This is a genomic window from Micromonospora sp. NPDC049799 (genome assembly GCF_040656655.1).
Classification (GTDB): domain Bacteria; phylum Actinomycetota; class Actinomycetes; order Mycobacteriales; family Micromonosporaceae; genus Micromonospora.
The window spans coordinates 3060-7596 of record NZ_JBFAMU010000241.1 but is presented as its reverse complement, the minus strand read 5'-3'; the positions used below and the strand labels follow the sequence as shown (position 1 = coordinate 7596).

Here is a 4537-nt window from a genome sequence, read left to right as displayed (position 1 = left end):
TGCGGGTTCAATGGCGGCATCGGGTCGGGTCGGGTTTCCGCACCAGGTACTCGGCCGAGTTGGCCGGCGCCGACGCCCGCACTCCCCCGCACCGGTGGCGCGCTCCGGCGCTGGCCCGCCGGGTCGGCTCGGTCTTCCAGGACCCGGAGCACCAGTTCGTCACGAGCACCGTCTTCGACGAGCTGGCGCTGGGCCCCCGCCGCACCGGCCGCCCCGATCCCGAGGTACGGGCCACGGTGGACGGACTGTTGGACCGGCTGCGGCTGACGAAACTCGCGGGCGCCAACCCGTACACCCTCTCCGGCGGTGAGGCGCGGCGGTTGAGCGTGGCGACGGCCCTGGCCACCGCGCCCCGCCTGCTGGTCTGCGACGAACCCACCTTCGGCCAGGACCGGCGGACGTGGCTGGAGCTGGTCGACCTCCTCGCCGAGCTCCGCGACGCCGGACACGGCCTGGTCACCGTCACCCACGACGCGGAGTTCGTGGCCGCCCTGGCCGACCGGACGGTCCTGCTGGACCGCACTCCGGTCGACGCGCGGCCCGGGACGCGACCGTGATCGGGGGCTTCGAGCCGGTCGCCCGGCCGGACGCGCCGCTGGCCCGCCGCAACCCGGTCGCGAAGCTCGCGGCGGCTCTGGTCTTCTCGATCGTCCTCATCGCCACCCTTGACCCGGTGGCCCCGGCGATCGCCATCGCCGTGGAGCTGGCGGTGCTGCCGCTGTTCGGCGTGCACCCCCGGGTGCTGCTCCGACGGGCGTGGCCCCTGTTGCTCAGCGCCGCCGGGATCGTGGTGACGCTGGTGCTCTTCGCGGCCGATCGCTCCGGTCGGGTGCTGGTCGAGGCCGGGCCGGTGGTGGTGACCTCCGGGGTACTGCTCACCGCCCTCGGCCTGGTGCTGCGGGTGTTCGCCGTCGCGTTGCCGGGGGTGATCGTGTTCGCCACCACGGATCCGACCGACCTGGCCGACGCGCTGGTCCAGAACGCGAAGGCACCGGCCCGGTTCGCCATCGGGGCGCTGGCCGCGTTCCGGCTGGTGCCGCTGCTCGGCCACGAGTGGCAGATGATCGCCATGGCGCGCCGGGCGCGGGGCGTGGACGCCGGGCGGAATCCGGTGGCCCGGCTGCGGCTCTTCGCCTCGACGGGGTTCGCGCTGCTGGTCGGTGCGATCCGGCGGGGCACCCGGCTGGCGGTCGCGATGGACGCCCGGGGCTTCGACGCGGGAACCCCGCGAACGGTGGCCCGACGCCAACGTTTCGGCCCCGCCGACGCCGCACTGGTCGCCGGCGCGACGGCCCTGGCCCTCGCCGCCATCACGGCCAGCGTCCTCCTCGGCACCTTCCGTCCGCTGATCAGCTGAGCCGGGCCGGACGACGACGGCCTGCGGCGCGGCGGTGACCCCTGGTGACGACGCCGCCCCGGTGTGCCGTGGACCGCGATACGGTCGCAGCGGCAGGAGTGTCGACGGCGGAAGGTGGCGGGACGCATGGCGGAGCAGGCGACGGCGCAGATCGGCGTGACCGGGCTGGCGGTGATGGGCCGGAACCTGGCCCGCAACCTCGCCCGCAACGGCTTCACCGTGGCGGTGCACAACCGCTCGCCGGAACGGACCCGCAGCCTGGTCGCCGAGCACGGCGACGAGGGGACGTTCGTGCCGGCCGAGTCGATGAGGGACTTCGTCGCGGCGCTGGAGCGCCCTCGGGCGGTCATCGTGATGGTGAAGGCGGGCGGCCCCACCGACGCGGTCATCGACGAACTGGTGCCGCTGCTCGACTCCGGCGACATCATCGTGGACTGCGGCAACGCCCACTTCGCCGACACCCGCCGCCGGGAGGAGGCGCTGCGTGCCCAGGGGCTCCACTTCGTCGGCACCGGTGTGTCCGGCGGCGAGGAGGGCGCGCTGCTCGGGCCGAGCATCATGCCGGGCGGCTCCCCGGAGTCGTACCGCAAGCTCGGCCCGATCTTCGAGAAGATCGCCGCGCAGGTGGACGGCACCCCGTGCTGCCGGCACATCGGCCCGGACGGCGCCGGTCACTTCGTGAAGATGGTGCACAACGGCATCGAGTACGCCGACATGCAGCTCATCGCCGAGGCGTACGACCTGCTGCGGGTGGGCCTGTCGGCGGAGCCGGCGGAGATCGCCGAGATCTTCCGCGAGTGGAACTCCGGTGAGCTGGAGTCCTTCCTCATCGAGATCACCGCCGACGTCCTGGCGCACACCGACGCGTCCACCGGGCGGGCGTTCGTGGACGTGGTGCTCGACCAGGCCGAGCAGAAGGGCACCGGTCGCTGGACCGTGCAGAGCGCCCTGGACCTGGGCATCCCGATCACCGGCATTGCCGAGGCGACCTTCGCCCGCTCGCTGTCCGGGCACGCCGACCAGCGCGAGGCGGCCCGTGCCGCATTCGGGGACGCGGGCGAGAAGTGGCAGGTGAGCGACCGGGAAACCTTCGTCGAGGACGTGCGGCTCGCGCTGCTGGCCAGCAAGATCGTCGCGTACGCGCAGGGCTTCGACCAGATCCGCGCGGGCAGCCGGGAGTACGACTGGGACATCGACCTCGGCGGGACCGCCACCATCTGGCGGGGCGGCTGCATCATCCGGGCGCGTTTCCTGGACCGCATCCGGCAGGCGTACGACGAGAAGCCGGCGCTGCCGACCCTGCTGGTGGCGCCCTGGTTCGCCGACACGGTGCGCGACGGCGTGCCGAGCTGGCGGCGGGTGGTGGCCGAGGCCGCGCGCGCCGGGGTGCCCGCGCCGGCGTTCGCCTCGTCGCTGGCGTACTTCGACGCGTTGCGCGCGGAGCGCCTGCCGGCGGCGCTGATCCAGGGGCTGCGGGACAACTTCGGTGCGCACACGTACCACCGGGTCGACCGCGAGGGCACCTTCCACACCCTCTGGGCCGGCGACCGTTCGGAGAGCGAAGCCTGACCCACCCCACCGGCCCGCCGAGCGGCGCGTGGGCGTTGCGGGCTGCGCTCACTCGACGTGACGGTCGCCGACCGTTACGACGCGTCACAACCGCCCTCCGCCCCACGCCGCGTTCTCCCGCCTTTGCTCTGCACCCCAGGACGCACCACACCCCCGAACTGGGGATAGTTACATCCGCTCCTCGGCGTGGAGCACCGGATCAGGCTGCAGCGAGTAACTGGTGCACATCGGGGTGCAGAGCAAAGGCAGCGACGGACTCGGTCGAGCTCGTCGCCATTGTTACGAACGGTGACCAACGAGGGTGCGGCGTCCCCGCCCGACCCGTCCCCGCCCAGCCACCCCTCGCGATCTTGCACTTCAAGACGGGACAATTGGGGCCAAAAGCCACGAAACAGCGGCCGAAAGTGCAAGATCGCGGAGGACGGCGCGGGGCCCGGGGCGGGACCGCCCGGGGAATGATCAGGTGATCGTGGCGTGCATTTCCCAGACCAGGATCTCGGCCGGCTCGGTGGCGGTGACCCGGCGGCCACCGGTCATCGTCAGCCGGGCCGCGTCGCCGGTGCCGAGGCCCCCGCTGCCCTCCATGGTCACCGCTCCGATCGGCACGTACAGGTGGACGAACGGCGCGTCCGGGAGGGTGACCTCGTCACCGGGGCCGAGCCGGGCGGCGTGCAGGGTCGCGTACCGGTTGCGGATGCGGATCGCCGAGTCGGTGGCGTGCCGCTCCATCCCGGACGCCACCGGGACCAGACCGCCCCTGAGCAGCTGGTCCTCGATCTCCAACTGCTCGTAGCCGGGGTCGACACCCTCGGCGTCGGGCAGGACCCACATCTGCACGAAGTGGACCGGGTCGCTGTGCGGGTCCCGCCCGTCCATCCGCCAGGAGTCGTTCTTCTCCGAGTGCAGGATGCCGGTGCCGGCGCTCATCCGCTGCGCCAGCCCCGGGTAGATCACTCCGGAGTGGCCGGTGGAGTCCTGGTGCACCAGGGACCCGCGCAGCACCCAGGTGACGATCTCCATGTCCTGGTGGGGGTGGGTCTCGAAGCCGGCGCCCGGCCGGACCACGTCGTCGTTGTTCACCAGCAGCAGGCCGTGGTGGGTGTTCGCCGGGTCGTAGTGCCGGGAGAACGAGAAGGAGTGCTTCGAGTCGAGCCAGGAGATCGACGTGGTGAAACGCTGGTCGGCCCGGCGGATGTCGACGGCCGGGGCCGGCGCGCTCACCACGCCCGCTGCCCGGTCTCGGTGGGCGCCCAGGTCAGGGCCGGTTCGCCGGTGGCCAGCTCGGCGATCTCACCGGAACGCAGCGCCGGCGTGTGACCGAACTCCTGGCAGTGCTGCTCGGCGATCTCGGCGCAGATCTCGGCGACCTGCTCGCAGATCGGATCCCCCAGATCCGCCGCGTTCAGCGCCATGATCATCTTGTACCGCAGGTCCCGCATCCCCGACCCCCCACCGTCACACGTCCCGGCTCCCGATCCTAGGTGCCGGCGGGCCGGCAGGAGCCCGGATGTGCGTCGACGCCGCCCCCGGGGGGGGGGGGGGGCGGCGGCGCCGCGGGGCGGGTCAGAAAAAGGGGCGGCCCGGGGGCATAGGCGGGCGCCGCAAGTGCGC

At 72.9% G+C, this 4537-nt stretch carries 5 protein-coding genes; 3 read left to right on the top strand and 2 right to left on the bottom strand.

Features of this window, described 5'->3' with window-relative positions; translation table 11 throughout:
- The 3 genes from AB0I76_RS18320 to gndA form a co-directional block, all read left to right on the top strand.
- The coding region (locus tag AB0I76_RS18320; RefSeq protein ID WP_357036537.1) for an ABC transporter ATP-binding protein at positions 1 to 557 on the top strand (557 nt) is incomplete at its 5' end.
- A complete protein-coding gene (locus tag AB0I76_RS18315; protein WP_357036540.1) occupies positions 557 to 1357 on the top strand; it encodes an energy-coupling factor transporter transmembrane component T in 801 nt (266 codons plus the stop codon). The genes AB0I76_RS18320 and AB0I76_RS18315, both read left to right, overlap by 1 nt.
- Positions 1358 to 1483: 126 nt before the next feature.
- Positions 1484 to 2926, top strand: a complete 1443-nt coding sequence (gndA, locus tag AB0I76_RS18310; protein ID WP_357036534.1) for an NADP-dependent phosphogluconate dehydrogenase — start codon at positions 1484 to 1486, stop codon at positions 2924 to 2926.
- A 459-nt stretch (positions 2927 to 3385) separates the two neighbouring features.
- Here gndA and AB0I76_RS18305 read toward each other — a convergent pair whose 3' ends face one another.
- A complete protein-coding gene (locus AB0I76_RS18305; protein ID WP_357036531.1) occupies positions 3386 to 4147 on the bottom strand; it encodes a pirin family protein in 762 nt (253 codons plus the stop codon).
- The gene (locus AB0I76_RS18300; protein ID WP_357036528.1) at positions 4144 to 4365 is read right to left on the bottom strand and encodes a thioredoxin reductase; all 222 of its coding nucleotides are present in this window, start codon (positions 4363 to 4365) and stop codon (positions 4144 to 4146) included. The genes AB0I76_RS18305 and AB0I76_RS18300 overlap by 4 nt, the downstream gene beginning before the upstream one ends.
- Between the last annotated feature and the right edge of the window lie 172 nt (positions 4366 to 4537).